The organism is Streptomyces europaeiscabiei, from assembly GCF_001550375.1.
GTDB lineage: Bacteria > Actinomycetota > Actinomycetes > Streptomycetales > Streptomycetaceae > Streptomyces > Streptomyces europaeiscabiei.
The window spans coordinates 1-2,452 of the sequence record NZ_LRTR01000344.1 but is presented as its reverse complement, the minus strand read 5'-3'; the positions used below and the strand labels follow the sequence as shown (position 1 = coordinate 2,452).

2 protein-coding genes are annotated in these 2,452 nt (G+C 73.8%); both read left to right on the top strand.

Annotated elements, in window-relative coordinates:
• The coding region (locus tag AWZ10_RS16530) for a CDP-glycerol glycerophosphotransferase family protein (RefSeq protein WP_167365959.1) at window positions 1–1,337 on the top strand (1,337 nt) is incomplete at its 5' end.
• A 202-nt stretch (window positions 1,338–1,539) separates the two neighbouring features.
• Window positions 1,540–2,452 (top strand): glycosyltransferase family 2 protein (locus AWZ10_RS16525; RefSeq protein WP_159058288.1); only part of this gene is annotated, 913 nt, incomplete at its 3' end.

Sequence of the window (2,452 nt, the reverse complement as noted above, 5' to 3'; positions counted from 1 at the left end):
GGATCGGCCGCCGGCGCGTCTACCGCGCGCTGTGGGCCGGAGCGCGGCTGGGCCGGGGTGCCGGACGCCTCGCACGGGGTCTGGCCGGGCTCTTCCGCGCGGCCGGACTGCGCCTTCACTACCGCGTCCAGCGCCTCCTCCCGCTGCGTGCCGACCGGGCGGTGTTCGCCGCGTACGACGGCCGGGGCTATGCGTGCAGCCCGGCCGCGCTGGAGAACGCGTTCCGTACGTACGTCCCCGGGATGCGCACCTCGTGGGTCGCGCGTCCGGAGCATCACCACACGCTCCCGGTGGCGACCCGGCGGGTGCTCCCCGGCTCGATGGCGTACTGGACGGCGCTCGCCCGGTCCAAGTACCTGGTCAACAACGTGGACTTCGACCGGCGGCTGGTCAAGCGGGCCGGTCAGGTGCTGCTGCAGACCCAGCACGGCACCCCCCTCAAGCGCATGGGGCTCGATCTCCAGGACCGGCCGGCGGCCGCGCGTGGCACGGACTTCGCCGCCGCGCTGCGCGGCAGCGACCAGTGGGACTACGTGCTGTCCGGGAACCGGCACTCCACGCTCGTCTGGGAGCGCGTCCACCCGTCCGCGTACACGACCCTCGAGTACGGCACCCCACGCAACGACGTGTTCCTGAGGGCCGATTCGACCGACGTGGCCCGGGTGCGCGAACACCTCGGCATCCCCGAGGGCGCGGTCGCCGTCCTGTACGCCCCCACACACCGCGACTACCGCCTCTCACAGCCTGCCCATCTGGACCTGGAGCGGGTGCTGCGCAAGCTCGGGCCGCGTTTCGTGGTCCTCGCCCGCGCCCACCACGCGTACGGCTCCCCGCTGACGGACCTGGCGCACGGCCGCCTCCTGGACGTCACCGGTTATCCGAGCGTGGAGAACCTGTGCCTCGCCTCGGACGCCCTGATCACCGACTACTCCTCCCTGATGTTCGACTACGCCAACCTCGACCGGCCGATCGTGATCCACGCCGAGGACTGGGAGGCGTACGAGGCGGCCCGGGGTACGTACTTCGATCTGCGCTCCTTCCCGCCGGGCGCGGTCGCGCGCAGCGAGGACGAGCTGATCGACATCTTCGCCACGGGGCACTGGCGTGGCTCGCGGTCCGCGCAGCTGCGGGCCGCGTTCCGTGACCGTTTCTGCCCGTACGACGACGGACGGGCGGCGGAGCGGGTGGTGCGGCGGGTCGTGCTGGGCGACGCCTCCGCGCCCGGCTTCGTACCGCCGGCCGACCGCCACCCGGTCCCGTCGGCCGCGGCGGCGCGCCCGTCGTCTCCGCTGGCCACCGTGCCGGGGCCCGACCTGGGCAGCTTTCCGTCGGCGTAGCAGCCTTTTCCTCGCCCCCGCCGCCCCTACCCGTCCCATCCCCCAGGGGCTGCGCCCCTTCGACCCCCCAGCGCGGGCCCGTCGTGGTTGCTCGCGCGGTTCCCCGCGCCCCTGAAGGGCGCAGACCCCTCAGGGGCGCGGGGAACCGCGCGACCAGCCCCACCCGCCCGCAGACCCATCACGCGGCCCCCGAAAGGAAAGAATGCCCCGCTTCAGCATCATCGTCCCCACGTACGGTGTCGAAGGGCGTCTGTCACTCGCTCTGGAGTCGGTTCTCGGTCAGCCGTTCGGTGACTTCGAGCTGATTCCGGTGCATGAGGTGGCGGCGGACTCACCGGCGGGGGCGGTCAGCGGCGCGTACGCCGCGAGGGACACCCGGGTGACCCCCGTCGAGTCGCCGCCCTCGGGCGGGCTGAGCGCCGCGCGCAACGCGGGACTGTCGGCGGCGCACGGGGCGTACGTCCTGTTCCTGGACGGGGACGACACGCTCGCGCCGGGCGCGCTGCAGGCGATCGCGGACCGACTGGGCGAGGCCGGCGACCCCGATGTCCTGTACTTCGCGCACGAGCGCGCGCACTGGTGGGAGGGCGGTACGACCGTCGTGCGCCCGACCGGTCCGCAGACCCCGGCGTGGAGCGCGGCCTACCGCCGGGACTTCCTCACCGAGCGGCAACTCATCTTCCCCATCGGCCACTTCACCGACCTCGGCTGGAGCGGCCTGGTCGCGCTCGCCGCCGACCGTACGGCCGAACTGCGGGGCACGGTCTGCGTCCGCCACCTGCTGCGCCGGCAGGGCAGCCGACTGCACGCGCCCGGCGAGCACCAGCTCGAACTGCTCGACCAGGTGGAGCTGGTGCTCGCCAGGGCCACGGCCGAACGGGGCGTGTCGGAGGCGTTGTTCGAGCAGTTGTTCGCGGTCGTGCTGCGGAGCGCCGCGCGTCCGGAGCGGCTGCCCGTGCACCACCGCCGCGCCTTCTTCCGCCGCGCCACGCACCTGTACCGCCACTACTGCCCGGCCGGCTTCCACCCGCCCGGCGGCACCCTCGGTGTGCAGCACCGGCTGCTCGCGACCGGCTCGTACGCCGGCTTCCGGGTCCTGTCCACCGACGACCGGG